The organism is Chitinophaga sp. RAB17, assembly GCF_052114225.1.
In the GTDB taxonomy this organism is placed as follows: Bacteria; Bacteroidota; Bacteroidia; order Chitinophagales; family Chitinophagaceae; genus Chitinophaga.
Window position 1 is genome coordinate 82,708 of sequence record NZ_JBFREI010000002.1, and the last position, 26,544, is coordinate 109,251.

At 42.3% G+C, this 26,544-nt stretch carries 16 protein-coding genes and 1 tRNA gene; 6 read left to right on the forward strand and 11 right to left on the reverse strand.

The window, feature by feature from the left end:
- Positions 1-138: 138 nt before the first annotated feature.
- Both AB4Z08_RS06365 and AB4Z08_RS06370 read left to right on the forward strand, forming a co-directional pair.
- Positions 139-1,773 carry a glycosyl hydrolase family 28-related protein gene (locus tag AB4Z08_RS06365; protein WP_441572897.1) on the forward strand — a complete coding sequence of 545 codons (1,635 nt, stop codon included), beginning with the start codon at positions 139-141 and terminating at the stop codon, positions 1,771-1,773.
- Between the two features lie 497 nt (positions 1,774-2,270).
- A tRNA-Asn gene (locus tag AB4Z08_RS06370) sits at positions 2,271-2,344 on the forward strand.
- A 523-nt stretch (positions 2,345-2,867) separates the two neighbouring features.
- Here AB4Z08_RS06370 and AB4Z08_RS06375 read toward each other — a convergent pair.
- On the reverse strand, positions 2,868-3,611 hold the full coding sequence (locus tag AB4Z08_RS06375) for a hypothetical protein (protein ID WP_441572898.1): 744 nt from the start codon (positions 3,609-3,611) through the stop codon (positions 2,868-2,870).
- Positions 3,612-3,964: 353 nt separating this feature from the next.
- On the opposite strand from AB4Z08_RS06375, the gene AB4Z08_RS06380 reads away from it, so the two are divergent.
- On the forward strand, positions 3,965-4,915 hold the full coding sequence (locus AB4Z08_RS06380; protein WP_441572899.1) for an amidohydrolase family protein: 951 nt from the start codon (positions 3,965-3,967) through the stop codon (positions 4,913-4,915).
- A 115-nt stretch (positions 4,916-5,030) separates the two neighbouring features.
- Here AB4Z08_RS06380 and AB4Z08_RS06385 read toward each other — a convergent pair whose 3' ends face one another.
- The 3 genes from AB4Z08_RS06385 to AB4Z08_RS06395 all read right to left on the reverse strand — a co-directional run bounded on the left by AB4Z08_RS06385 (position 5,031) and on the right by AB4Z08_RS06395 (position 12,680).
- A complete protein-coding gene (locus AB4Z08_RS06385) occupies positions 5,031-8,078 on the reverse strand; it encodes a glycoside hydrolase family 38 C-terminal domain-containing protein (protein ID WP_441572900.1) in 3,048 nt (1,015 codons plus the stop codon).
- A 514-nt stretch (positions 8,079-8,592) separates the two neighbouring features.
- Entirely contained in the window at positions 8,593-9,969 is a 1,377-nt protein-coding gene (locus AB4Z08_RS06390; protein WP_441572901.1) for a sugar porter family MFS transporter, read from the reverse strand.
- 47 nt (positions 9,970-10,016) lie between these two features.
- The gene (locus AB4Z08_RS06395; protein ID WP_441572902.1) at positions 10,017-12,680 is read right to left on the reverse strand and encodes an ROK family protein; all 2,664 of its coding nucleotides are present in this window, start codon (positions 12,678-12,680) and stop codon (positions 10,017-10,019) included.
- A 561-nt stretch (positions 12,681-13,241) separates the two neighbouring features.
- On the opposite strand from AB4Z08_RS06395, the gene AB4Z08_RS06400 reads away from it, so the two are divergent.
- Complete coding sequence (locus AB4Z08_RS06400) at positions 13,242-14,531, forward strand: GH36-type glycosyl hydrolase domain-containing protein (protein ID WP_441572903.1); 1,290 nt, start codon at positions 13,242-13,244, stop codon at positions 14,529-14,531.
- Between the two features lie 93 nt (positions 14,532-14,624).
- On the opposite strand, the gene AB4Z08_RS06405 is transcribed toward AB4Z08_RS06400, so the two are convergent.
- From AB4Z08_RS06405 to AB4Z08_RS06435, 7 genes are all read right to left on the reverse strand, one after another.
- Positions 14,625-15,341 carry a hypothetical protein gene (locus tag AB4Z08_RS06405; protein WP_441572904.1) on the reverse strand — a complete coding sequence of 239 codons (717 nt, stop codon included), beginning with the start codon at positions 15,339-15,341 and terminating at the stop codon, positions 14,625-14,627.
- Positions 15,338-18,511, reverse strand: coding sequence for a lantibiotic dehydratase (locus AB4Z08_RS06410; RefSeq protein ID WP_441572905.1), 3,174 nt, complete (start codon positions 18,509-18,511; stop codon positions 15,338-15,340). Before AB4Z08_RS06410 ends, AB4Z08_RS06405 begins: the two co-directional genes overlap by 4 nt.
- A 48-nt stretch (positions 18,512-18,559) precedes the next feature.
- Positions 18,560-18,751 (reverse strand): hypothetical protein, encoded by a 192-nt coding sequence (locus AB4Z08_RS06415; protein ID WP_441572906.1) that lies wholly within the window; start codon positions 18,749-18,751, stop codon positions 18,560-18,562.
- Positions 18,752-18,900: 149 nt separating this feature from the next.
- The gene (locus tag AB4Z08_RS06420) at positions 18,901-19,260 is read right to left on the reverse strand and encodes a LytR/AlgR family response regulator transcription factor (protein WP_441572907.1); all 360 of its coding nucleotides are present in this window, start codon (positions 19,258-19,260) and stop codon (positions 18,901-18,903) included.
- A 15-nt stretch (positions 19,261-19,275) separates the two neighbouring features.
- Positions 19,276-19,473, reverse strand: coding sequence for a hypothetical protein (locus AB4Z08_RS06425; RefSeq protein WP_441572908.1), 198 nt, complete (start codon positions 19,471-19,473; stop codon positions 19,276-19,278).
- A gap of 141 nt (positions 19,474-19,614) precedes the next feature.
- The gene (locus AB4Z08_RS06430; RefSeq protein WP_441572909.1) at positions 19,615-20,349 is read right to left on the reverse strand and encodes a LytR/AlgR family response regulator transcription factor; all 735 of its coding nucleotides are present in this window, start codon (positions 20,347-20,349) and stop codon (positions 19,615-19,617) included.
- Between the two features lie 6 nt (positions 20,350-20,355).
- On the reverse strand, positions 20,356-21,495 hold the full coding sequence (locus tag AB4Z08_RS06435) for a sensor histidine kinase (protein ID WP_441572910.1): 1,140 nt from the start codon (positions 21,493-21,495) through the stop codon (positions 20,356-20,358).
- A gap of 270 nt (positions 21,496-21,765) precedes the next feature.
- Here AB4Z08_RS06435 and AB4Z08_RS06440 point away from each other — a divergent pair, with 270 nt between their 5' ends.
- Both AB4Z08_RS06440 and AB4Z08_RS06445 read left to right on the forward strand, forming a co-directional pair.
- Positions 21,766-23,961 carry a peptidase domain-containing ABC transporter gene (locus tag AB4Z08_RS06440; RefSeq protein ID WP_441572911.1) on the forward strand — a complete coding sequence of 732 codons (2,196 nt, stop codon included), beginning with the start codon at positions 21,766-21,768 and terminating at the stop codon, positions 23,959-23,961.
- A 149-nt stretch (positions 23,962-24,110) separates the two neighbouring features.
- A complete protein-coding gene (locus AB4Z08_RS06445) occupies positions 24,111-26,510 on the forward strand; it encodes an outer membrane beta-barrel protein (RefSeq protein ID WP_441572912.1) in 2,400 nt (799 codons plus the stop codon).
- Positions 26,511-26,544 lie beyond the last annotated feature (34 nt).

The window sequence follows — 26,544 nt, forward strand, 5'->3', positions numbered from 1 at the left end:
CCGAATACGTAAATACAATGCGTATAGTGATTGTACTTTAGAATATATATGATCAGTAGCGGTCTCCATAAATCGTCTCAGATAATTGTACCCTATTTCCGTCATTACGGAATTATCTTAAAAACACTATTTAAAATCATGAAAAAATTCATTTTTATCCTTGTTTGTTTTATTTCTGTTCAGTCTACTGCCAAAAGTGAAAATTGTGTCACTGGTGTAAAAGGTGAACGTAGCTTTTTACAAAAGAATATCCTGAACATAACCAGGTTTAGGGAAGTATTAAATTCCTGCTATAGCGCCGGAGCCAGGATGTTCACAGGGTTGGCGGGGTTTTCACCGGAAACTCTTAATTACGTAGACGTAAAAACATTTGGTGCTGTGGGTGACGGTGTTACCAACGACCTAGTTGCCGTACAGGCAGCTGCAGAACAGGCCTGCGTGAATGGATTAAATCTTTATTTCTCTCCTGGTACCTATAATCTGGGAGATCTTTCTCTCGAGCAATATGCTATTTCTATCCACGATGTGAATGGAATGGTCATATCAGGGAATAAAGCAATGATTGTTTGCAGAAGCACGGGTAGCAATGCGGATAATCAAACCAAGCCGCCTCGTATTTTCCAGGTTTCCAACTCTCATAATCTGACATTTAACGGGCTTCAATTTTTTGATAAAGGGTATTCAAATTCGGCCACCTATCGTGGCGCATATGGGATTTACATACCAGTAACCTCCGGCGATGTTACCAATATTGAAGTAGTAAATGTACATGCCAGATCCATGCTTGGCTTGATGTACAGAGCTTATTCCACCAGCCGTTTTGAGAATATTGATGTACGCAACACGCTGGTGGAGAGAGGATATTATGGATTGATCCTGAATGACCCAAGAAACCTTCATACAAGCTCTTTCCGTACGGATAGCGTAAAAAGAGCACTGTTTCTTACTGGTGGACAGTTCATCAACGCAGATATCCTGAGTAATAACCATCAGGAAGCCAGTGCGGAGGTATTGCTGAAATGTTATGGAATACCACTTAAAAATATCCGAATACATTATCGTAGCGATAGCAGCCAGTCTGCAGGTAATGCATTTGTTTCGCTTGAGCAACAGGGAGATTTATTGGGGGAGTTTCTCATTGATAATGTAGATATAGATGTAGATTGTAGTGGTAGCTCAGTTGGTTATCCTGTAGCCATCAGATCATACAATGGGAGTGGCGTCCTTGAAACGAATACTACTAAGCATTGGGATAATATACACATCCGGGGCTTGTCTGCCGGCACACCTGGTAGACAGGTACAGGTGTTTTCCACTCAAAGTATTCCTGGATTGATTGAAGTAGACCGACAGTTAGATCCCAATAATTTTTTCGCGCCTTATTTCCCCGGATTTGTGCGTAAAGAAGGGAATACCTGGAATTATACAATTACCGGCCCGCTGACAACTGCTACACAGTTTATTGATTTATCAAAATTTCCGGGCTTTCCAGGTAAAGTAGGTACAATAAAAGTACGCTCAGTAATGATAGATAATACCAGTAGTGGAGCTACCACTAACATGAACTATCAGGAAGATCTGCTGTTTGTTGCTGTTGCCAATAATGGAAATGTAAACATTATCAGCCAAACTAATTTACAGAAGAAAAGCAGTACTACTACTGCTGTTGCTACTGCTACTTATTCGGCAAGTGCTAACGGTATTAATGTTACTTTTTCTAGCTATGGAAATAGTCTATCTACTGCCTATTTAACAGTAGAACCATTTCAATAAGGAGATCAGTCGATAAGAGATGAGCTGTTGCAGAGGCAATTATACTTCGGGATAAAATGTGCTGAAGCCTGACACCGCAGTTAATGAAAATAATCCGAATTGAAAAGGCTGCTACCTGGTGGCCTTTTCAATTTGCATGTCGGACCAAGCCAAATTTGTTGGGTTCATACCGTTTCTCCTGGATATTTACATTATACCATCTCCGAAGATTATATTTGATTAATGGCAGTGGTCGCATGTGTAGCCGGATACAATTTCCTAAACATTTATTGGCCAAAACCGATACTGGAGGTAATAGCGTAAAATTGCAGGTAACCACAGCTCCTACGGTATCTCTCCCCATCATCATATCATAAGGAAACATTTTTTACACATCCCCCAATAAAAAACAATATAAACTACACATTTATTCAAATATTTAACTAGCTTTGCCGCCGATGTTCATAAAAATGGGCATTTAATAAGACATTCTGCATGGAATAAGCTTATAGTCATCTTCCTCCTTAGCTCAGTTGGTTAGAGCATCTGACTGTTAATCAGAGGGTCTCTGGTTCAAGTCCAGAAGGGGGAGCAAGAGTTAATCGTTTGAAAGGTCGCTTAGGCGACCTTTTTTATTTCTACCAATGCTTTTTGCGATCAGACAAAGAGCGGATCAAGTTGAAAACCTGAGGGATGGTGTAATTTTTAAGCATAAAGTTTAGCCAATCCTACCGGCTGCCCGAAAGCCTTCATCACGGATATTTTATAAGGAATTTTATCTTCATTGTCGCTAAATGCTCTTTTAAGATATAGGGCATCAAGAACACGCATCATTGTAATCAGCATTACCTTTTCACTATGTAGATTCCGTCTATGCTCTGCTTAGCACCCGCTAAGTACATATAGAAGCAGTGGAGGAAAGGTGGACTTGATGCGGGGGTGAGGTTCGGATGTATAACAGGGATGAAATTGAATCAGAGGATGTTTGGAGGTCAGCACTGGCCATAGCAGCGCTACTTCAGTACCAGGCTGTAGCTGCGGAAAGAGATGTATTATTGAAAGAAAGCAGGTATAAAGGGATTATTCATCAAAATATCTCCGTGGGCAAGATGGTTTTATTCCAGTTGAATGATAGCTGGATATGCGTGTGTATAGGTAAGGTTAGGAAGCAATTTCGTCCGCTTTGGATAAGTACGTTTTTTAGCATATTTGGGTACCTGTGGTGCTGCTACCGCAATAATATCGGCGGCCATATATTGTCTGCTGTTTGATGGGCCGTCTTTGTACATGGCTCTTACCTGGAAAACCACTACCAGTGAACCCTCCCCGGGTGCATCCAGCGAAACATTTGTTTCCTGGAAAGTGGTATCGGGGTCTATCATGAGTGTAACCGTTTCGCTACCCGTCACCTGACGCGATATAAAATCAATATGCGTTGCGATCACTTTTACTTCCAGGGCAGTAATGCCTTTATACCCATCGATAGTTTGTGCGGGAATATTTAATATCCCGTTAGGGAGAAGCCGTGGCGCCACCGCAAAAAAGCGATCTACTCCGGTATGCTGATTGAATCGGAAGCCTGTGATGGCGGCGTGATGATCGCCGGCAGCAATGAGTAGCTTGTTGAGCCGATTGATGTGGCCGCCGTCACAGTGGATGTCCAGGTTGCCGTAAAAAGCATGACGGATAAAAGCGCCTTTCCTGCTGGCGATGCCAAAGCGCCTGGATGCGCGGCGGGTAGCAGTGGTTTGCCGTACGCTTTCAGGCATGGAGCGCAGGAAGTATTGCCCATTGCGCTTATACCCAATGAGAGGGCCGAGTTTTCCCGTAAAGGGAAGGATAGACATTTGTTTTGCCATGGGAGATTATTTTGATTACTATAAATATAACATAATTCGGGGAACGTGTTTTCGAGCCAGATGGAGATTAGCTAAAGGGAGTGTAATGGGTATTATATAATATTCAAAGATAGTGTAGTAGTGATTTGAGAATGGCAAATGCGAGTGTATTGGCATTTAGAGAATATTCAAAAAAGATATTCCCCCAGATTTTCAACCTGATCCCAAACCTGTCAGTAAACTTTTGTGATAGGCAAAGAGCTAGTTTGAAATGTTTTAATCTTTCGTCAAAAGATGTACTTTCATTTCAGTAAACCCAATTTGCATCGAATGGTCGCTTCAATTTGGATTTTTGTCGTAATAGATTGTATAAAATGCGTACTATCACAATAGAAGAACATTTTGCTACCCCTCTTTTTCTTGCAGGGCCAGGTAACAGTATCACCCAATATCCCGAAATAGCTGAAAAATTGCTCGATCTGGGCGAAAAAAGGATCGCTGAAATGGATAGTGCCGGTATTGATATGCAGGTGCTGTCGATTACTCCGCCGGGGGTAGAGCAAAGTTCAGGTACTGAAGCCATCATTTTAGCCAAAGAAATCAATGATAAGCTGGCCCAGGCCATGGCGGCCTTTCCTGATCGTTTTTCAGGGTTCGCTGCTATTCCAACTTCCGATCCCAAAGCGGCAGTTGCAGAATTAGAACGGGCTGTTGGATCCTTAGGATTTAAAGGGGTGATGATTAACGGCCATGTGAACGGACGTTACCTGGATGACAAATATTTTTGGCCGATATTCGAACGTGTGCAGTCGCTGGGTATACCGATTTATCTGCATCCTACCAAACCGCCCAAAGCCATCAGCGATATCTATTACAGCGGTTTTTCACCTGTCATTGATGAATTTTTTGCAAGTGCTGGTTATGGCTGGCATATTGAAACAGGCATACATGTAATGCGGTTGATCCTGGGTGGCGTGTTTGACCGTTTCCCTGATCTGCAAATAATCATTGGGCACCTGGGTGAGTCATTACCTTTTATGCAGCAGCGGATGAACAGACTGTTCACAACCGAAAGAACAGGACTGGACCGTTCCATAAGTGCCTATTTAAAAGAGAATATCCATTACACGATCGGTGGCTTTAATTATGAAGCACCTTTCCGGAATTTATTTATCGAGGTCGGTGCTGAACGTATCCTGTTTTCCGCCGACTATCCCTGGGCCACTATGGCCAATGCAAAGGATTTTCTGAAGGCGCTTCCAGTCAATGATAGTGAGCGGCAAATGATCGCCTACCAAAATGCTGAGGCGTTATTGAAAATTTAGATCAGTTTTGGCAATTATGTACTGAAAGTCCCGTACTGTTTGCGACATGAATGCGGCATAACATCGGGATTTTCAATCTAATCTTTTTGTATGTTGAGTGACTACCTGCCAGCTATTATTCTATTATTAATGTTGTTATTCCATATGGCAACATATGAATTGAATCGCCTGCTTTTTCGCCAGGTACTTCGTCTGCAATGCAGGTACGTATTGACTTTGGCACGAATGAAGGGAAGGTAAGGCTTACGTTTTCCGGTTTTTCAGATAAGGATCGAAGTCGGATAATCATAGCATTGCCATCTGCAGATGTTTTAACAATCGACATAAAAATCTTATCATTATTTATCTTAACCAGGGGCTTGATATCCACCTTTTCTCTAACAGGGGTAGCTATTAGTGGTTGTGATTGTTCGAGTCCAAAACGATTAGCTTTAACAGCGTCATAGGCATGTTGATGCGGTAAAATCCGGTAACGGAAAGTCAGTTTTCCTTCCTGGAAAAGAGGGAAATTTGTATGCCAATGATTATTAAGGGCCCACGAATATATTGTGGAACTTAAAGGCAGATGCTGAATCCATTGGGGAGAATGAAAAGCGCCTCCGATAATATTGGCGGTCATATTACCACTTTCAAAGATCGGGGCGTCCAATGAGCACCAGGTTACTCCCTTATCTTCATTAGATATATCAAGCCAACGTTGAAAAGCCATCCAATTACGGTTTGCAGCGGGAAGCTGGTCGGCTTCCATTTCTACTACGCCCCAGGGAATATCCATTTTCGTACGTCCGTCAGGGATATCAAAGGCAAAACCAAAATGAATGCCTTCTTTTTGAGTGGTTGCTATTTTATCTACCAGGTTATTTATTTCAATTTCAGGCTTATCTGCAATAACACGAACTTCCCGTGTTAATGCATTGCAACCCTCTGCTTTTGATGTTATCAGTATGGATGCTACAAGCGTCCCGTTTTCTTTAATGACTGTTTTTACCATTGTTGGGCCCGATGCTTTAATGGTATCCTTAGACAAACTACTGGTAGATGCATCATTTGATGCGGCATACTGTGGTCCGCTGGCTGCTGGTTTCCCGCTTCCAGGCAGATATCGGAAACTGTTTACTTTACTTGCATCATCCTTGCTTACAAAGTCGTTGCCTGTTTTATCTTTTATACTAGTTATATCTCCGGTTACGGGATCTATCAAAACTTTAAACAAACCATTCTCCAGGGTATTCCCGTTGGCCATTTTGGCTTTGGAACCCGCTACTGTTTTAGTACTTAATGAGTAGTTTTTTGCTCCCAATGCAGGTATATCAGCCGCCATAAACACTAGTTCACCTGTGCTTAATCGTTGCGAGAGAACTATTTTATTGTTTTCATCCATCACGGAGGATATTCCTTTGCTCTGTTCTGCTGAAAGTGTAATTAAACCGCTTCGCTGCCAGCCGAGGGTATTAAATACCGCAATAGTATTTGATGTTTCGGTTGATAGTGGCTTTAGTGCTTGGGAAAGCAGTTGAATGCTGCTATCTTCGGCGCTCCTGAAGAAGTTTTGCTTCACTTTCCATATTTCATTCTGCATATCAGCCTGGTTGGGGTTCATATAGCACCAGGTATGTTCTGAGCCCATCAGCACATTTCGCCATGCTTCATTCAGCGCTGTGCGAGGTGCTTTTTCACCACGATGAAGCATGGACCAAAGCATATCAGCCTGAATTAACCGCTCCTTGGATTTACGGTTCATGGCTGTTTCTTTTGCAGCTGAACCCAGGCCATCTGTCCAATATTCAGTGAAATCCCCCCTGTAGGAAGGAATGATAGCACCATATTTTTTTTCAAACGCAGACATAATATCTGTTGAACCTGAAATGATTAAATGAGGGAAAGCGTATTCTTCATTCCAGCTTTTAACGGCGTCAGGGAGATCGGCATCTATAGGGGTATTATCTGCCATTGCCCATGTCATTGGAAATAAATCATAGGGATAATCGTTATCCCCTTCCAATTCTTTGAGCTTTGACCACAAATAATCATCAATGAAATTTTCACGTGGATGATCCGTTTTAACAATTTGCAATAGTTTACCCGGATCTTTTTGACCCGCCATTAAAGGCCAGTATTTATATCCTTTTGCCCTTGCTCCGGGAGTATAGTCACCTGGTTGCAGGAACAATACTTTTGAAATGCCGTCCTGCCCAATCCACCAAAATGGTTTAAAATTAAGTTTGTCGGCTAACCCAATGCGGTCCGACCCATTGAAATCAGCAAAGACGTATTGAATGCCAAATTGTGCCGCCATCGGAACAATTCCCCATGTCATGCCGGGAACATCCGTTTGAACGATTGTTTTTACGGGTACGCCTGTTAATTTTTCCAGGCTCTTCGCATCTCCAAAATATCTCGGAAATTCTTCGTCCGCCGTAACACTGGTATTGTCGTTTATATACCCGGCATCTAAGTGTATATAGCCTTTCCGGATAGCTTCCAATAATTCACTTTTTTCGGTTGGCGTTGCATCTTTTAAATAACGTTCCACCGGCCAGATAACTTCCGGGTTCCAAACATACCTTGCTCCTTCCGGATAGCTGGACGTTTCTTTTGCAAGCCTCATTCCGTTAACAAGATTCCGTTTATGAATGATCTCCACATTGGCCTGTGTATTTGTATATCCTATATCTACGTGAGAGTGTGGATAAATATAAACGGTCCATTGCCTTTGCTTAGGGAGCATAAATGATTTTCTTATGACCCTGCTGCCTGATTTTAGTTTTATGAACGCCTGTATCTCTTTCTCTACACCCACCTCAGAAGGTAGCAGCACTTTTGCAGTTTCATAGCCGTATTTGTTGAATGGCAGTAAGGTCGTTTCTGTCCGGCCATCAACAGTTACTTCGATTGCTGAAGATTGATATAAATTACTTCCCTGAAATGTTAGTATTACTTCTCTTCCTGGTTTGCCATCTTTACAATGCCGGTATACACTTGTAGAGGCACAGGTGATATCAAGCGGATGTGGAAGTTGGGCATCTTTTAATTCAAGTTTAGTGCTGAATTCCACTTCACTTAGTCCGTAAACATCACCTCCCCAGTTAGATTGGGCGGCAATAATGACGGATGCCAGCGGTTTTTTTTCGTCAATGGTGATTTCAGTTGCCTGACCATTCAACGCCCTGGCATCCGGCAATTCGAGTTGTTTCAACACAAACCAATTAATCCTATCGGTTGTTCCATATATTTTTGTTAACCGGAATCCACGATTGGACAGGTTATGCTGATTGTGATTCCAGACTAATATAGTGTTAATAGATGTTGACGTTGAAAAATCAAACCTCACCCAGGCCGGAAATGCCGGTAATCCTTTAGCGGGTGCGGTCGCAGCAGGATGTAAGGGCGTATGCCACATGGTACGTGCACTGCCATCATTATCATGCAGGTTATCATGAATACCTGACCCATCTGTTAAATGGTTAACACTTTGATCCGGACCAAAGCTGCCGGATGCAGATAAGCTGATTTCACCGGCCCTGATATTTTTAACTATCCTGAATGCAGTTTGCTGCGCTAAAGTGTTAAGGCAAATAAGGGTAAGTAATAAACTGAATGATATGCAGGGCTTGAATAGTTTCATTACCGTCTATTTATTAAGTTATTATGCTGAGTTATTGCTACTCCGGCTTAGGTTAGGCGAGCATTTTTTCAATCTCTTCCAGACTTTTTCCTTTCGTTTCCATCAGTTTACTTTTAGCATAGAAAAAGGACAGCAGACAGAAAAAGGCGAAAATGAAAAAAGTAACCGCTATACCCAGGCCATCTCTCATGACAGGGAACAGCAGGTTAACGAACCAATCAGATACCCACATCGTCATAATGCATACCGATACAGCCGTGCCCCGTATATGTGTTGGGAATATTTCTGTAGAAATGACAAATTTTAAAGGGCCCAGGGAGAGCGCAAAAAAGAGTAGAAAGAGAATAATCGCCCCTAGCATTAACCACCCTGTTATGCCCATTAAAAAGCAGCAACCGGTCAATAGCAATGCCAGTGCAGCAAACAAGGAACCATACAGGTATAATGGGCGGCGCCCCCAGCTATCCACTTTCACAATGGCAATAATGGTGAAAAGGGTATTCGCCAGCCCCAGTATTACCTGGTAAAACAGGGCATCGCTGGTAACGATACCGGCCGACTTCATGATAGTGGGACCATAAAAGATAATGCCATTAATGCCGCTGAGCTGTGACAAGGCAGTGAGTATCATGGCCAGCGCCAGCAATTTCCGTAAAGGCAAACGCATTAGCTCAGCAAAGCCACCTTTTTGCCTGGATGCTGCTTCCTGGATAGCTTTTAGCTCAGACGCGGCCTCCTGGTCACCACAGGTCTTTATTAATACCGCCAGGGCCTTTTCTGTTTGTCCATACTGCACCAACCACCGGGGACTTTCCGGTACTATCAACAGTAACAATGCAAATATCATTGCGGGGATCACCGCCACCAGGAACATACCACGCCATACCTCTTTTATAAACAGCCAGTGTAACAAGCTTTCGCCAGTACCCACATAGGCAGCCGCATTCCTTTGTAGAAAGAGATTGCTCAAATAGGCACATAGCACGCCAATGGTGATGGCCAGCTGATAAAAGGTGACCAGGGCCCCGCGTTTATGTCCGGGAGCTATCTCCGAAATGTAGAGTGGCGACACATTGGACGCTACCCCTACTGCCATCCCTGCCAGGATGCGATAGAAAATTAATACAGCATATTCTTTTGAAAACGCGAAACCTACTGCACTGATCAGAAAAAGAAAAGCGGCAATAAACAACACCTTTCTCCTTCCTATCTTATCACTGAGATAACCGGAGAATGCCACCCCGGCAATACAGCCCAATAGCGCGCAGGAAACAAACAGGCCTTCCTGCGAAGAGGATAATCCATACTGTAATTTAACAGGTTCAATAATGCCACTCACCACGGCCATATCAAAGCCAAAAAGAAATCCTCCCAGCGCTGCAATAAGCGTGATGAATGCAATAAACCGGCTTGTTTTTACCTGCGTCATATATTTTGGTTGTCAGATGATGAATTATATTTTTTTTAGAAACCAGTTCAGCAATATTCATCTTTTACATATGCCACTACTACAAATGCACTGCCATTGCCCTTATTGGTTATTTCATAATTCCCTGTAGCAGCGGGTACTACAAACGTTTCGGCATAGTGAAAGTCAGCAGACTTTCCATCGCTGCCAACCGATATTTTTTCTCCTTCCACCAGCATACAAATATGACATTGATTATTGGTATTGATACGAATGCTGTCAGTAAATTCATACCGGTAAACACAGTAAAAATGCTCCTCATGCGTAGGGAGTTGTATTTTTCTGCCACCCTCCCATTCTTCTTCCACTATCGGATGAGATATTAATTTATTGACTACATAATCACCTTTCCTGTCGAAACAAAGGTTATTCATGCCATGTTCGATGTTAATCGGGCGAGGTTGGCCGTTGAGTCCTACCCGCTGCCAATCGTATTGTTTGAAGGTAAAAATATAAGGGGTACTGCTGATCTCAAGCACCATGTTGTTTTTCCCGGAGGCGTGTATGGTGCCGCTGGGAATAAGGAACAGATCATGTTTATGTGCAGGAAACTTTTGTACATACTTTTCCACTTCCATCTCAATGCCGTTTTCCTGTGCAGCTATCAATGCCGTTTTAAATTCCTCCGGATCTATCTGATCCTGAAAGCCAAGATAAACATTGGCATCCAGCTCGCAATCGAGGATATAATAGGTTTCGTCCTGTGTAAAATTCTCTCCGAAATGTTCTTTTGCATATGCAGGTCTGGGATGGCACTGAATAGAAAGATTACCGCCATCAAAGGTGTCCAGGAAATCAAAACGGATGGGGAACTCGGTTCCAAATCTTTCAGCAGCCTTGCCAAGTAATTTTTGATTATCTGCATAAAGGAGATAATCGAAAGATACTTCCAGTAAATTATTTTCGCCTTCTATTACAATGCCATTTTCAGGTGTAATCAGTTCAAAAGACCATGCATAGTTAATCTCGTCCTGGTTCAGCTGGGGAATATGTTTTTTCATCCAGTCGCCTCCCCAGATGCCTGCTTCAAACCAGGGTCTTGCCCGGAAAGGTTGTTCCAGCATCTGATTCAGTGTGCTTCTGAATGCATCTCCGTTCATCCAGGTAATCTCCTGTATACGCTGTTCGTCAATAATAGTGTTTATATGAGGGAGTAGTTTGGCTTTATGGTGGCTCAGCACGGGCCAGTCAACGAAATAAAACCGTTTATACATCTGCGAATGCTCTGCTGTATTACTGGCGCCAAGATTGGTAATGCTGCCAGCCCGCATACGATACTGGATTTCATTTTTGGGCACATCTGCATAAAGCAGTTTTCCTTTAACACCGGCTAATGCGGCCCCTGTTCCGTAAATAATGGAAATGTCTGCAGCCGGGTCTGGACTGATCAGGTTTAATTTCTTTTCATCAAAAAAATCTGACAGGTCGCCAGTATATCTTTTCCCAAAAACCGGATCATCTCCATTCAGGCTGCCTGCTATCATCGCATCTATTTCAGTAGCCGGTTTCAGACAGGTATTGATGTCATACCAAAATACATTTTTGTTTTCGGCTCTCAGTGCCGTATGCAACTGCTCCCTGAATTCTTCCCACAATACACCGCCATAGCCATCAATAACTATTACCTTTTCGTTACGTACATCTGCTGCAAGCGAAGCAAAACCTTTATAAACGTTTTCGCCTGAAGAAAAGGAAGGGTATATATCGTAGATGCCTGTATCTGTTGATGATGCACTTGATGGTAGTAGTTCCTGCGAAGTTTTTCTCATTGTCTTGTTACTGTTTGAAAGTTGATGGTTGTCAGCTAGAATAGCTGCACCGGTAATAATACAGTTCTCTGTGTCTTCACACAATTCAATATGTATGCTATCTGCGAGAGATCCTATTTCTCTTTTTATAGAAGGTCCGAATAATGGAAAGGCTTTGGCAATATTTCCGCCGATGACCAGTTCATCACATTGAAATTTTTGTAACCAGGGCAACAAAAAACGACCGATATTTTCGCCATACTGGCTCAATATAGTATGGGCAATGTCTGCATCGCTTTCCACTAAATCCTTTACCGAGGAGATAGTTGTTCCAGTGATTTCCGCATAGGTGTTTAGTATCCACCTGGTAGAAAAATAGTCATCTGCTTTAGCATCTGAAAAATCCTGGTCATAAAAGCCGCCTGAGGAGGGGATGTCAGGATGGTTGTGTAACAATACGCCATCCAGCATGAAAGCGGAGCCAAATCCTGTGCCCAGTGTAATGAAAACCGTCCGTTTGCTTTTAAGCTGGTGCAGTTGGGAAGCGCCGGCAGCAAAGCAATGTGCGTCATTTGAAAATTTGATGCGCGTATTGTGAAGACCGGTAAAGTCTTTTAACGCCTGTTCCATATGCAACCCAAATGTTTTCTCGAACTTCCCACCAACATTCATAACAGCGCAAATGCCTTTCTCATAATCGAAAGGGCCCGGGAAAGCGATACCTACCGTTTCCACGTCATTTTTTCCTGTAAGAAGTTCTTTAATACAATTCCCGAGGGCAACAATAATATTATGGGCGCTGTCGTGAGAATTAAGCGCTATCCTGGTTTTAAGAGCAGGCTCTCCGTCTATTTCACTGATAAGGGTTGCCGATATATGACTGCCACCCACATCCATTCCTATTTTTCTATTCCTCCTTTTCATCTGTTGCTGAAGGTTTAATGCTATACAATAGGTAACAAATCCGGGAATCCTGTTCCTGCCGGGAACAGTTCACCTTCTCTCATTTGCTTCGTTTTGGCTGTAAGTAAGGCCGAACGAAGCAATGGGTATTCAGTGATAGGAATATGTCCATATGTACAAACATATTGCTAAATTAATAATTTCCAAAATACTTCCTCAAAATTGTTATTTATCTATATGAAAAATAATGATGCCCTGCACTTTCAACTTTATTCGGGCAACTCTTTGTATTTCAGCTACTGTGGCTGCTTGATGTCTTTCCGGGGAGAGTTGCTGTCCAAATTTGGGTTAAAATTGCCCCCTATGGCCTGCGTCAGCGGTCATATAGATGGAATAAGGCCACCAGGTTACTTTTTTCAGGTCTTTTTGATGAGAATGCAAGTATTTCCGCTAAAAGCGAATAAATTTTGTCAATATGTATATATGTATATACATTTGAAGAATTGTTTAGGTTAGTTATATTGTTCCGATGGGTATGCTAACCCTTATTGATATCTGTTAATTAAACTAATAGACATATAGATGAGAAAGTACTATTCACTGATGTTGCTGTTTCCTGGTTTTCTTGCCACAGCACAGGTAAAAGAAACAAACAACAAGATACTTACGGAAGAAATAAAGAGCAATCAGTACTTCGCCTTTACAAAAAACAAGGCACTGGAAGTAATGAAAACAGGGTTCAATGCCGGTGATGGCTATCGCGAAGTGTGGATACGCGATTACAACACATTTATTGAACTGGCTTCACAAGTGTATCCAAAAGAAGTGCTGAAAGAAAACCTGCTTGTTTTCTTCAGAATGCAGGGAGATGATGGGAATATTATTGATGGCTTCACTCCGGCAGAAAAAATCGGTAAAGGTGAAACTGATTTTTCCTATTCAAAGCTGGAGCCCCGTTATGCCGGGCATAAAAACACGGTAGAAACCGATCAGGAAACCTCCCTGGTACAGGCGGTCTATAAATACATTCAGCTTACAGGAGATAAAACTATCCTGGATGAAAAGATTGGCAATAAAACTGTTGGCAAACGACTGGAGTGGGCAATGGATTTTCTGATGAAACATCGGTTTAACAAGCAATATGGATTGATTATAGGGGCTACCACGGCCGATTGGGGAGATGTACAACCGGAAGCCGGCTGGGGAGTTGATCTGGATGCCAATACACATCCTGCGATCGATATCTATGATAATGCCATGTTTGTTATCGCATTGAATAACCTGGTGGAAATAATGCCATCCTCAAAACAACAGTGGAATGTGATAAAGAACAAGGTTGCAGCAAACTGCAAAAAATATTTATGGGATAGCAAGCAACAGAAATTCATTCCTCATATTTATTTGAAAGGCTCTCCTTTTCCTGCTGATTTTGATGAACGTAACATCTATTATTTCGGAGGAACTGCCGTTGCCATCGAAGCCGGATTGTTAAATAAGGCAGAGATCAAAGCATCCCTGGACGAAATGGTGAGTAGAGTGAAACAGGCTGGCGCCCCCTCAATAGGTCTCACTCTTTATCCACCCTATCCTGACGGTTATTTTAAGAATAAAATAATGAACCCGGTTTACAGTTACCAGAATGGTGGCGACTGGACCTGGTTTGGAGCCAGGATGATACAACAATTGATTAAATACGGATTTACAACTGCGGCATATGAACAGATACAGCCTATGGTAAAACGTGTAAAAGACAACAATGGCTTTTACGAATGGTATTCAGTAGATAATAAACCAAGAGGTTCCGGAACTTTCAGGGGAGAAGCCGGCGTTTTATATACTGCTATCGTGATGCTGGAAAATTTAAAAAAATAAGTACCACGATCCGGAAAATATTAATAGCATCATATATGGGTCTACTCTTTCAGGAGGGCTTATGTATGATGCTATCCGGCGGAAAATTCACCGTTATAACCGGAAGGTCTTTTCTACAAATGTGGTGAAGACACTTTTCTCGGACAACGTTATTTCCAGCATGCCTTTACAAGAGGGGGTAAACGTAGTATCGTTTGCCAGCTGCCGGTTGGACGAAGGAGATAGTATACCATTAAAAGCACAATTGCCATTTATTGCAATAGCCGCTATTTCTGTAAGATTGCCTTGCAGGGTAAGGATATTGCTGGTAAGATTGTTCTCCTGTACCAGCAGTTTTACTTTTATAGGTTGTTTACCTGAGCTTATCAACCGTGCGGGTAAGTTGCCATTGAAGGTATAGCTGGTTTGCTGAGGAATAAGAATCGCCAGGGTATCAGGAGTAGCAGCCCCTTCACGTTTTACTGATTTAATGGGCACAATAGTGCCGGTATAGGCAGCCGTAATAATACGTGACTGGCCACTGTCTGCCGATGCAACAGCTATAGTTCCATTTCCTGTTATAGATCCGGTAGATTGCTGAAATGAAATCTTTTCATTTCCGGATTGTATGATATACTGCGGTGGGGTATCCAATGAAATATTTACCGGATATTGGGCTGTAACCGGATAAACGATGAACATACTTAGTATCAGCAATAAGCACATTGTAATAGCAAAAGCAAGAATTCCCCAACGCACCATCCACGCAGGAGCTTTCCCTATTATTTCCTGTACTTCAAAAGAATGCTGATAAGTATGATTGTCTATCATGATAGCAGGTTATTTGTTGTTTTTGTTTTATTTCTTGCCAATACAGAGGTATAATGTTTCATCAGGTAATGATATATCACGAGTTCGTGTAGCCGTTGATTAGCTACGAATAGCCTGTTAAGGAACAGATGTATATAATCCGGTACTAAATGTCTTAACGCTTCTGTGGTAGCCTTTTGCTGTTCATTCGACGAATGGATATGCTGGCTGATGGTATTAGTGGCAATGGATCTTGCATGGAATATATCAATCACCGTTGCAGGTATCAGCAATGATTCAGCCAGCAGTTTGTCAATTGCTTTGCTGTTGTCCCGGTATTTATTATTCAACTGGTACAGGAGTGATCCATCACCATTAAATTCCCGGAAGAAGTTTTGCTGAAGCTGTTGTAATAAGTGTAATTTTTGTGCGGTTGTATAGCCAAAGTCATTTAACAGGCAGTCCACTCCTTTCAACGCAAACAGCCAGCGATGTTGTTCATTTCCACCTGATTGTATGATTGGCAGCAATTGTATAACGGCTTCACTGTCGTGAAAAAAGAATTGCTCACTCAGCTCAATATTCACTTTCCCATATCGTTCTATTTCCCGTACATAGGTATCGAACTGTATCTTATGTACAATATCATTTGCTATATAGTCTTCAAAAATTTGATGCAGTCTGCTGATTACATGTTGACTGAATGCGGGATCTGTGGTGTTTCTAAAGCGTATCCGCAGGTGACTGTCCGGATCCTGGTACCGGATATAAAACCATTGCGTAATGATTTTTTCCTGTTTTAACTCTGTCAACAGCGGTAGCAGCTCTTTTGTCAGCAATTTATCCATCCACTTCGCACCGCAATATATTTTGGCATACAGCCATTCGCTGCCTGCTGCAAAAGATCGGGATGCAGTGACTGTCTGATGTGTTTTATATGCTGTTAAGGGAATTTCATGGCTGGTATGGCAGAACGGGATCACCATTTCATTACAGTGGCTGCCCCCCGGACCCGCCACCAGGTTATTGTTTTCATTCACCAGCGATTCATACAAAACTACATTATCCTTATGCAGCTTATCTGTTAACAGCTCTTGTGCATATTCGCAGGAAAGATCCAGGAATAATTCATTGTCGCCTTCTGCCATTACTACTTTTTCGGGCAGATTATATTTTGTCAGCAGTTGCTTCAAACAGTCCGCAGCCGGCGAAGTACCCAGGAGGTCATTAAATTCATTTGAGAACAACAGCCAGCGTGCCCGTTTTAAAATCAGCTGTTTGTAGCTGATACGTGGAAGAAAAGGAGTATTTAAGAATATGTTCCAGTCCCATGTTATATTGAATGGAGCGTATTGATTTTGCAGATCACATAAGAACTTATAGATAGACAGGCTTTGTGTATAATTATGCGCACTGGTAAGCCGTGGTATAATTTCCTTGTTGAGACTTTTGGAACGTAGTATGACCATATTATTTTTCACGGTCACATACAAATCACTTACTGATAGCTGGAATTTTTCATCTACGCTGGCAGTTCCGAGGAAAGGAATTTCGTAGTCATAGAGTTGTGGTCTTAGTAATACGTTACCGGTACGGCCTTCCGGCAGATGTATTACTTCCGCAATTATTTTATCGGGAAATAAGCTTTGTTCATAGTCTACGCATGCTTTCATCTGTTGGGCCAATTCACTGTTTCCGGCTGCAAAGCGGCCCATTAAGGCTAATGCGCCCGGGCCACCGCATGACTTCATGATAAACTGGAAATTGCCTTCGTCCAGCTGTTCATTGTCCATTGCCAGAAGCGTACCCATTAAACAGGCAGTTGCAGGCACATTGCTGGTAGGACCCGCCGGGGTTATTTTTTGCAGATCTGCATCTGTTATTTCAATGGCGTAAGTATTTTCTTTCTGGGCAAGCGTAAACTTTTCAAGTACCAGTTTATTATAAACATTCCATACTATTTGTGCAGCCGGCGTATCACCAGGTACCACCAGGTCGTCTACCAATGGGGTATAGCAGGTTTTATCACCTGCAATCATGCCATAGCCTATACCACTTTCACTGTCTAATACCGTCATTAGTGGCATTTCTCTTTCTTCGTAGCGCTGATAGAATTTTTTGCAGAAGTTTTGTAAATCAGGGGGGATAGCAGCCTGATTTAATACGGTTAGATGTTGCAGATGGCCGGTAATGGTAGCAATTGTTTTGGCTGAAATGTTATTGGCGGTGGTTTTATAGAAAAGATCTACCTGTACCGCATCCTTGCCGGTTATGACAGGAAATTGCTTTTGCAGGATATCGCGGATGCCTGCATAATGCCGGGTACCGATGCCTGGCTGGTCCAGTAAGTATTGTATTTGTTTCAGCAGTAGTGTAAGTCCCGTTTCCCCCGTACCTGCTTCCAGTTGGGCGGATAATGTCCTGAAATAATCCGGGCCTGTAATGGTAGGTTGCCACAGGGATACCAGTATCTGATTTTGAATGAGTGCTGTTATAAAATCAGCCGCATCTGCTGCGGGTATTGACATATTGGTAAGCACTTGTATCAGCTGATGTAAACTGGCTCCTTTGCTGGCGGTAGCTATAATTTGTTCCAGGTAAGGTGTATGGGAGAAGGTGCTGAGAAAATAGTGCCTCTTCTTATCTTGTAACTTGTATTCGTAGTACCGGTAGGTAGCTCCGGTAAGATATAAGCTGGTGTTGGATTGATATTGCAATTGAGTGCTGATGGTTTCATCCTGCAGTAGTTCATCTGCCAATGCCGACAAATAATGCATATCCAGGCGGGTTACTTTGTGATGAGGATCAGCTGTCAGTGCAATATGGGTGGGCTCCTGGCTGATAGTACCAGGTGTACATCCCGCAAATAAGCCATAAGGTGTGCAACGGGTGCACATTCTTACAAGATATTTATAGAGGGTGAGTGCTAATTTATGCTCCTTTTGGGGGCGAAGGGGAATGGTGCCGAGCAGCCATTGTTGTAGTGTTGTATACAAGTCGGGACTGGCCAGATAAATGGCCTCTTGCAGCAAAGGATCTGCAAAGATTTTTTTTATAGCTGCAGTTAACTCGTTTGTATCGTTTCTGTAATTGGTATGTAATGATAACAGCGTACTATATGGCAACAATGGCACCCTTAATAGATAAAAATCAAACGCTTTCAACTGGTTATGAGGTTTGTTGTCGTACATATTTTCAGCTTTTATCAATCTATCCTTCCATCAGCCCCTGGTAGCTTATTACTGCTCGCCGGGCTTTTGGGTACTGTTGTCTTCCAGCCCCAATTGCATAGTAATATATGGCCTTGTTTCTTCGCCACCTCCCAATACAGCGGCCATTTCAGCTTCGCTGAAAGGAATAAATCCCCCTGTGGCCGGAATGTCTGTCATGTGGGGTATCCTTTCGGGATGGCTAAAAAGTTGCTTCAGCATACTATTCATTTTTTAATGTTAATGGTTATATTATTTGCCATGAACTTTGAGCTATGTGCAAAGTGCTTACTATTGTACGTTTGCGCGTTTTTTTTCGATAAGTATTGTTCTTAACACGACGAAAAGCACATTTTGGTTAATATTTACACCTATAGCCCCAGTATTTTTTGCACTTCCTGTTGGAATCTGGTGAAGCTTACGGGCTTGATCAGGTATCCATGGTTCGGGCCTATTGCTATATCTTTTATATGTGATAAGGGATAGGCCGTAACAATAATAAAATGACAATTTTTTGTTCTAAGCAGCAGGTTAATACTGTCTCTCTTAACTCCCTTTATATTCACATCCAATAGGATTAAATCAATCTTATTCTCCAATATTAGTTGCTCTACGCCTTGCAGTTTATCTGTAGACATGATCAGCTCTACCCTATCTATGCTGCCCAGATAATTACTGAGTAACTCCACAGCCAGGGGTTCATCGTCTACTATGGCGCATCTGTAAGACATATCAATAAACCTGGTTTAGTGAGCAACGGAAAGGGATAGTGTAAGACCGTTTATGGTAGTGAAGATGGTATCATGGGTATTGGTGGTATCGCTCCCTGAGTTCATCATTTTGGTAATGCTCAGGTTATTAACAGTGCTCATGTCTGTTTTTGCCACGATTTCTTTATCGAGGCTGAGTTTCACGTGGTGCAGGGGAGATGCTGGATGTTTCATATTTGTATGGATTAATGGGTTTTAGTTTACCATACAAAAATGCAATAGTAGAAACAGAGACGCGTTTTTTTTAGATAAAAGAGAGAACTGACACGACCAATTCAAATTAATCGGTCATTTTTAGTAATTGCCGGCCGTTTATTACTCTTCATCCGCGGTATCCTGGGCTATTCCAAGCCGCTTATTCAGCTCCTGTTTGTATTGTTTGGAGATAATGATAGAGTGATTATTCAATAATTCGGCAGTGTTACCCATGATGTTTTTAATCGCATTCAATTGTACAATATAGGATTTGTGCGCCCGTGTAAACAGGCTGGTAGGAAGCACGCTCTCCATATATTTCATGCGCTGGTAGATGATATATGTCTTTTGCGCGGTCACAATTTTTATATAGTCTTTCATTCCTTCCACATAGTAGATGTCATTAAACACCAGCTTGCACAGCTTCTGTCCATCTTTAATGAACATATAGGTACTGGGTACGGTCTCTTTGGCAGGAAGTTGTTTTTTCTGTTGTAGCAGGATTTTGGCTTTATTGAGGGCTTTCAAAAAGCGGTCAAAAGAAAAAGGCTTCATCAGGTAATCCACCACATCCAGCTCAAAGCTTTCCAGTGCATAGTTAGGACTTGCTGTTGTAAATATGACCAGGGGAGCAAAATGAAGGGAGCGTATCATTTCCACGCCGTTAATAATGGGCATCTGGATATCGGAAAACAGCAGATCGATATGCTGTTGCTGTAATACATCGGAAGCCTCAAAAGCGCTTTCGCAGGCCTGTACCAGTTCCAGCTGGGGGATTTTGGCGATATAGGTGGTCATTAATTCACGGGCAATGGGCTCATCGTCTACAACCAGACATTTAATTTTCTGTTCCATTTGGGTTTAATTGGCAAGTGTTAAGGAGAGGATAACTTTGTAATAGTCTGTTGTATCTTCGATATGGAGTGTATGGCGTCCCGGGTAAAGTAGTTCCAGGCGTTTGCGGGAATTGGATTGTCCTATCCCTCCTACATCGCTTTTTACCATCGTTTCTTCATTTTTGCTATTGCCGATCTCTATTGTTATTTGCGGGCCTTTTGCCTGAATACTTATAAGTATCTCACATTTCCCGAGTGCATTACTTTGTCCGTATTTAAAAGCATTTTCCACAAATGGAAACATTAAAAGGGGACCAATCTGTTGATCACTTATTTCCTGTTCATTGCATTCAAACCGGATATCGGCATTTTTACCATAACGTACGCGCTCCAGCTCTGTATAGTTCCTCATGAAATCTACTTCATTCTGCAACAGCACCTGTGGCGTATCGGATTCGTAGAGGGTGTAGCGCATCATGGAAGAAAGGTGGAGTATTAAGCCAGATGCCTGCTGATCCCCTTTCAGTGAAAGGGTATAAATATTATTCAGGGTATTAAACAGGAAATGCGGGTTGAGCTGGGCTTTCAGGAAGTCTAGTTCCAGGTCTACTTTATCTCTTTCCATGTTTAATCTGCGGATAGTAGCTCTGATTATGTCCAGCACCAGCTTAAGGACCGCGCTGGGTGCGGCGGCAGAGGCAAAAAACCAGGCCCCTTTGAGGGTACGGTGAAGTAAGGATACGCCGAATATCCCTTCGTTTACGATTGTTTCAACACTTTCTTTGGTTACCGGGTCGTGGACAACCAGGTTGTTGTGAATAAACAGACAGGTAAGGTAATTGAGCAGGCTATGTACAAAGAAGGGTATGGTAAAACATATTACTCCCAGTATAAACCGGCCTTTTAAAATAAGGTATGGAACTACAAAATATAGTATAAAGTAGAAGAAGAACATGATACCCAGCATGTTCCTTGTCCCAAACGCCAGACAGGTGGCCAGAGATTCATTGTAGTTGACGTAAACAAGCGTAGTCTGTAAAATCAGTATCAACAGCCACATGGTTGCATGCGCTGCCAGCCTGACTTTTTGGGTATAGAACTTTTCAAACTCCCCGGAAATTATCCAGTTCAATATCGGGTTACCTCTTACAGTTGTGCTCTCCATTGCGTTACGTCTCGTAGAAGTTGGTATTGGTCGAATAATGTTTCACTGTTACCTAAATTTTTCGTGCTTAGCAGCTAAAATAGGGAAAAAAAATTATCGGCAAATTTTTTTTCTCTATAGGAACCGGGCACATGGTGTTTTTTATACTTTTTTACCGCAAAAGTCGCATTAGATGGCACTTTAAAGACTATAAAGACCAATTCCCGGCCAATGAAAGGACCCCGTAAACAAGCTGAGTTTACGCCATTTTAACTAAAAATAACTATCAGGATGGCCATTTTCCCGCATTACAAGCAGCATGATATGATGGACTGCGGTCCCACCTGTTTGCAGATCATAAGTAAGCATTACGGTAAAGTACTTAATATAGAACGTATCCGTAAGCTAAGTGACATCGGTAAAACCGGTGTATCCCTGCTGGGTATTTCCCGAGCCGCAGAGGCATTGGGCATAAGGGCCCAGGGCGGGAAAATAGCTTTTGAAAGCATCGCCGGCAAATCGGTACTCCCCTGCATTGTGCATTGGCGCCGCAACCATTTTGTGGTAGTATATAAAGTAAGCCGCAACAAAGTATATGTGTCCGATCCCGCCAGTGGCCTGATAAAATACTCGCAGGAAGAATTTATAGAGAACTGGGCATACGCCTGGCAGGGCAGTAAAGCCATGGGCGTCATTCTCCACCTGAACCCTACTCCTACCTTTTACCAGCAGGAAGATGATATTCCAGTAAAGGGAATGGGGATGCAGTACTTATGGGACCATGTCTGGCATTATAAAAAACTGCTGCTGCAGATAGGTATCGGCTTAGTGGCCGCGAGTGTGATCCAGTTAGTATTTCCTTTTCTGACGAAAGGCATTATTGATGTGGGCATACAAAATAAGAGCGTGCACTTTATTTATCTTATGCTCATAGGGCAACTACTGCTGAGCGCCGGCCAATTCTTTATTGACCTGCTGCGGGGTTGGGTATTGTTGCATATTACCAGTCGTATCAACATTATGGTACTCAGCGACTTTTTGCATAAGCTGATGCGGTTGCCGTTATCTTTTTTTGATACCAAACTAACCGGCGACCTGCTGCAACGCATCGAAGACCATAAACGCATCGAAAACCTGTTGACCGGTAATACCATCAACACTTTGTTTTCCCTGATAACGCTCGCATTATTCAGTGGTTTGATGCTGCACTATAGCCTGGATATTTTTATAGTGTTTGTTATTGGTAGCGCGCTCTATTTAGGCTGGCTCCTGATATTTTTACGCAAGCGTAAAAAGCTTGACTTTAAACGCTTTGAAGCCCGCGCACAAAATCACAGCAAAACCCTGCAGATCATAAACGGTATACACGAAATAAATCTGAACGATAACGGCACGCAAAAAATATGGGAATGGGAAAGGCTGCAAGCCAAACTGTTTAACCAGAATATAAAGAGTCTCACCCTTAACCAGAACCAGTCTTTAGGCGCCTTGTTTATTAACCAGGCGAAAGATATTCTGATCGTTTTCCTTGCTGCCAAAGCCGTGCTGGAAGGGCGGGTAAGCGTGGGTGAGATGATGGCGATGCAATTCATCGTTGGCCAGATGAACGGACCGGTGTTGCAGATGGCAGGATTCTTACAAACGTTACAGGATGCCAAAATAAGCATGGAACGTTTGGGACAGATCCATTCCCTGCAGGATGAAGAAGTACCTGAAATGCATCAGCAGCACCATCTGCCCTCTGCCAGGAGCATAGCACTGAATGAAGTGTCTTTTGCCTACCCTGGTGCCGGCAATCAGCTCATATTAAAGGATATCAGCTTTACCATTGAAGAAGGACACACTACCGCCATTGTAGGCGCCAGCGGCAGTGGTAAAACAACCCTGCTGAAATTGTTATTGAAAATGTATCCGCCAGTGGAAGGCACTATGCAAATAGGCGGTAGCACCGACTTCCGCGGCATCAGCCCTAAATTCTGGCGCAGACAGTGCGGCATTGTAATGCAGGAAGGATTTATTTTTTCTGATACCATTGCAGGCAACATTATTATGGGTGATGAACAACCTGATATAGCCAGACTTGAACATGCATTGGCGGTTGCCAACCTAACACAGTTTGTAAACGACCTGCCATTGGGCCTTAATACAAAGATAGGTGCAGAAGGTAAAGGGATCAGCGGAGGGCAAAAACAACGTATACTCATCGCAAGAGTAGTATATAAGAACCCTGAATATATTTTCCTGGATGAAGCCACAAGCGCATTGGATGCCAATAATGAAAAAATGATTATCCAGCAGCTGAATGAGTTCTGTAAGGGCAAAACAGTAGTGGTGGTGGCACATAGATTAAGTACAGTTAGGAATGCTGACAACATCATTGTATTGCATAAAGGAGAGATCATAGAGCAGGGATCACATCATGATTTGGTGAATCTGCGCGGCCATTATTATGAGTTAATTAAGAACCAACTGGAGTTGGGAAATTAAAAAGTTGATGAATTTTTGATTTCATCGTGTCGCCTCGGGATTTGGTCTAATAATTTCAGAAAACAAAAGCAGAAATAACAACTTTGAATTAAGCAATGAGACAAGCAAATAGACGCTGCGTTTCACTGTAAATAAAAACACACTGGACTATGAAATGGTTAACTACAATCCTTATAACACTTGTCACTGCGGTTGCTGCCAATGCACAAAATGCAGCCATCACCGGTTGGGTTGTAGATAAAACAAATGCGCCAATACAATTTGCCTCTGTTGTATTGCTTTCTCAAAATACCAATAAACCCGTAGCGCAAACTACCTCTGATGAGAAAGGCGCATTTAAGCTGGAAGCAAAAGCAAGTGAAGCTTATGTGTTGAAAGTGTTCCAACTGAATTATGATTTGTACAGCGTAAACATTGCTTCTTTTACAAATGCCGACATGGGCCGTATCACACTTAGTATCAAATCTGACAACTTAAAAGAAGTAACAGTAGTAGGTAATCCTCCTTTAATTACCCGAAAAGTAGACAGAGTCGTGTTGAATGTGCAGAATAATCCGCTGACTGCAGGTAAATCTTCACTGGAGTTATTTAAACTGGCACCAGGTGTATCTGTACTAAACGGTAACATCAGTATCAACGGCATCACACATGCCAGGGTAATGCTGAATGGAAGGATGTTGAATATGGGAGGTGCTGAGTTGATTAATTTTCTTACCACGCTGAGAGCAGAAGAAATAGCCACCATAGAAATAATTGCTAATCCACCGGCAGAATATTCAGCATCAGCAGGAGGCCTCATTAATATCGTGTATAAAAAGCAACGAAAAGATGGATTGAATGGTTCCATCAGCAGTAGCTATGTACAGGGAAGGTATGCAGGAGCAAGTGAAAGTGCATTGTTGAACTATAAACAGAAAAAGGTGACCCTGTTCGGCAGCTACAGTATGAACTGGGATAACGGATACGGAAGTGACTGGACCACCAGAACAAATGAAAAGGGAGAATTTAATTATAAAGAAAGTTCATTCAGAAAAGATACTTATGCCGGTCGCAGGTTAAGAGTGGGTGGAATCTACGATGTCAATAAGAACCAGTACATGGGAATTGAATATTCCAATTCCACCTGGAAGGATAAGTCGCCCTATCAAACAACTACTACCCTCGGGAATGCTGGCGGCAAAGACATTGTATTGAATGGCATATTCCCTCAGAATCAGGAGGCATCATATAACAATCTTGGTTACAATTATCGTATAAAGTTAGATTCACTGGGCACGGCGCTGACCTTTACAACAGACTATACCTGGAATACTTCTACCAAAAAGAATAGTGCAACTTCCAATTATTACGATGAAGTAAACGGAAAATTTGGAGACACCTTATATCGTAATACGATACCGGCTAACTCCCAGGTATATTCAGCCAATGTGAAATTGGAAAAACCATTGTCAAAATCGGCTGCTATCAGTTTGGGAGGCAGGTTAGTAAAGGCATCTATTGATAATGATGTACAATTCGAAAACTTTAGAAATGCTGCCTGGACAAAGGATCTTACCCAAAGCTATCAATACCGGTACAAAGAAGATATCTATGCCGGGTTCTTAAACTATACCGGCAAGGTTTTTAAAACAGATGTCAAAGTGGGATTACGTGCGGAGTATACCAATACAGACGGACATCTGTTGACAGCTGATACTATCAGAGATAACCGCAAAGGTTACCTGGGATTGTTTCCTAGTCTGTTTATACAGAGAACCCTCAATGCAAAAGCAGGGAATAGTATTGAATTTTCTTTCAGAAGGGGGATTGACAGGCCCTCTTATACACAACTGAATCCATTTGTAATATATATGGATAACTATACTACGCTGGAAGGGAATCCCTATCTGAAGCCTCAATATGCCAGCACGTTTCAGTTGACATATGTCCATCACGAAGATTATTCCTTATCGTTTATCTATCAGAGAGCCAACGATGTCATCTTCAATATTTTACATACACGTCCCGGAGATGCCCTGTCAGTGTACTATGCGCCGGAAAACCTGGATATACGGGATAACTATATTGTTATATTGAATGCGCCGCTGGAGGTGGCTAAATGGTGGAGCATGTACAACACTTTTGTGTTCAAACAGGAGAAAATGAGGTTCCAGGACTTCCAGTATAATAAGCCGGTAGTATTTGTGCAAACCGCTCAGGATATAACATTGCCCGCTAACCTGAGATTAAGTGTAAGCGGATTGTATTATTCAAGCATGATGCAGGGTAATATATCAGTAGATGGATTTTATAGAATAGACCTGGGATTACAGAAGTCATTCATGAAAGATAAACTTATCGCCAAAATCAATGTGAATGATGTGTTTAACACAGAAAGAAGCAGAACAAAAACGATCTACCAACACTACATTCAAAATGGTCTGGAAAAAAATCAGACACAAAGCATTGCTCTTCAGCTGATATATAGCTTTAAGCTTGGGAAAGCTTTTACTGTAAAGGAAATGGACCGTAGCAACAGTGATGAAAAGAAGCGGTTGGGTGATAAGTAAGTGTCCCCTATGATCATGAGAGAAGCTTTGATAA

What these genes read in the sequence shown, in the direction of transcription:
- AB4Z08_RS06365 (WP_441572897.1), top strand. Translation starts at nt 139, where the DNA reads ATGAAAAAATTCATTTTTATCCTTGTTTGTTTTATTTCTGTTCAGTCT.
- AB4Z08_RS06375 (WP_441572898.1), bottom strand. Translation starts at nt 3,611, where the DNA reads ATGGCAAAACAAATGTCTATCCTTCCCTTTACGGGAAAACTCGGCCCT.
- AB4Z08_RS06380 (WP_441572899.1), top strand. Translation starts at nt 3,965, where the DNA reads ATGCGTACTATCACAATAGAAGAACATTTTGCTACCCCTCTTTTTCTT.
- AB4Z08_RS06390 (WP_441572901.1), bottom strand. Translation starts at nt 9,969, where the DNA reads ATGACGCAGGTAAAAACAAGCCGGTTTATTGCATTCATCACGCTTATT.
- AB4Z08_RS06395 (WP_441572902.1), bottom strand. Translation starts at nt 12,680, where the DNA reads ATGAAAAGGAGGAATAGAAAAATAGGAATGGATGTGGGTGGCAGTCAT.
- AB4Z08_RS06400 (WP_441572903.1), top strand. Translation starts at nt 13,242, where the DNA reads ATGAGAAAGTACTATTCACTGATGTTGCTGTTTCCTGGTTTTCTTGCC.
- AB4Z08_RS06405 (WP_441572904.1), bottom strand. Translation starts at nt 15,341, where the DNA reads ATGATAGACAATCATACTTATCAGCATTCTTTTGAAGTACAGGAAATA.
- AB4Z08_RS06410 (WP_441572905.1), bottom strand. Translation starts at nt 18,511, where the DNA reads ATGTACGACAACAAACCTCATAACCAGTTGAAAGCGTTTGATTTTTAT.
- AB4Z08_RS06415 (WP_441572906.1), bottom strand. Translation starts at nt 18,751, where the DNA reads ATGCTGAAGCAACTTTTTAGCCATCCCGAAAGGATACCCCACATGACA.
- AB4Z08_RS06420 (WP_441572907.1), bottom strand. Translation starts at nt 19,260, where the DNA reads ATGTCTTACAGATGCGCCATAGTAGACGATGAACCCCTGGCTGTGGAG.
- AB4Z08_RS06425 (WP_441572908.1), bottom strand. Translation starts at nt 19,473, where the DNA reads ATGAAACATCCAGCATCTCCCCTGCACCACGTGAAACTCAGCCTCGAT.
- AB4Z08_RS06430 (WP_441572909.1), bottom strand. Translation starts at nt 20,349, where the DNA reads ATGGAACAGAAAATTAAATGTCTGGTTGTAGACGATGAGCCCATTGCC.
- AB4Z08_RS06435 (WP_441572910.1), bottom strand. Translation starts at nt 21,495, where the DNA reads ATGGAGAGCACAACTGTAAGAGGTAACCCGATATTGAACTGGATAATT.
- AB4Z08_RS06440 (WP_441572911.1), top strand. Translation starts at nt 21,766, where the DNA reads ATGGCCATTTTCCCGCATTACAAGCAGCATGATATGATGGACTGCGGT.
- AB4Z08_RS06445 (WP_441572912.1), top strand. Translation starts at nt 24,111, where the DNA reads ATGAAATGGTTAACTACAATCCTTATAACACTTGTCACTGCGGTTGCT.